1 protein-coding gene is annotated in these 1,127 nt (G+C 46.1%); it reads right to left on the bottom strand.

What is annotated here, in order from left to right; all coding sequences use genetic code 11:
- Nucleotides 1-33: 33 nt before the first annotated feature.
- Nucleotides 34-933: a VirB4 family type IV secretion/conjugal transfer ATPase gene (locus tag B147_RS28160; protein ID WP_281167882.1), complete on the bottom strand. Its 900-nt coding sequence runs from the start codon at nt 931-933 to the stop codon at nt 34-36.
- Between the last annotated feature and the right edge of the window lie 194 nt (nt 934-1,127).

Here is a 1,127-nt window from a genome sequence, read left to right as displayed (position 1 = left end):
ACTTTAAAGCAGGGCGTTGGGATTGTTTGAAACTCATGGCAACCACGCACAATCCAATGCCGGCGGCATGACCGGGAAAATGGGAATGCGCCCCACAAGGGTGTGTCCCAGGTCACCAACATGCAGATTCAATCTGAACGGGGTTGATCCGTCAGTCGCGGCATACATAAGCGGGGGAGATTTAGGCGGATAAAAGGGGCACGGGGCTTGTCCGGAACCTGCATAAACAGTTGACAGGGGAAGGATGTCCGCTAAATTAAGACTGTGAAGAATGATCCTGCGAAGATTTGAATATGCATTGCCCGGGTGAGATCCTAACCAGCCCTCCAAGGCGTTTAAGGTTTCCACCCTGGCAGAAAAGCCCTGTGATAGGATAACCTTGCGGATCTCCCGGGTGTGAGTCTGCAAAATTTCTTTGTCTTCATGAAGCAAGACAATATTGCCTGAATAATATCCGAAACTCACAAATCCGGACTGATTAATCAGATATGCGTCTCCGGCATCTTCTGTCATCAAGGCCGCATCTTTATTTACCTTGGCCTTGGCATTGTTGAAAAGCTTGTCAAAGAAGCCCAACATTTTTTGAGCCCAGGTTTTACGGTAACTTTCAATCTGCTGCAGGGCCGTATATTGATCCATGCAGATATACCGGGAATTAAACCGATACGGTATGGCAAGGTTATCCAGTTCCTGCAGCATCATGGGAAAGCTTTCTGCCGGAAAGCCGTCTATGGCAACCACGCTGATATATTTATCTGCGATCTTCGGGACTATCCCGCCGGTCAAATCCTGGGCAGCCAAAAGATAATCAAGATACATGGGGATATCCGGTAATTTTATCCTGTGGCGTTCCCCCGTAATTATAAAATTGATTATTTCCAGCAAATCAGAATATACGCCGGTTTCGTTCTTGTACTCCTTTAGCTGTTTGATCCCAAAGGAAAGCTTTAGCCGATCCTCGATCTCAATAAGGGTTGCTTTAAATGTATCCAGGCTTTTAGCCCCAACATCCTCTTTTTTCTTACCCTGGTTTTCTTATTCTGCGACAATTATCTTGTCCGGTTGACGACAATTACCTTGACCGGTTTGTCGTGATAAAACCCCAGACACTAAAATTCACTTAATTG

The organism is Desulfobacter curvatus DSM 3379 (assembly GCF_000373985.1).
GTDB classification, from domain to species: Bacteria; Desulfobacterota; Desulfobacteria; order Desulfobacterales; family Desulfobacteraceae; genus Desulfobacter; species Desulfobacter curvatus.
Note: the sequence above shows the minus strand (reverse complement) of the source record. Positions and strands in the feature narration are given on the sequence as shown.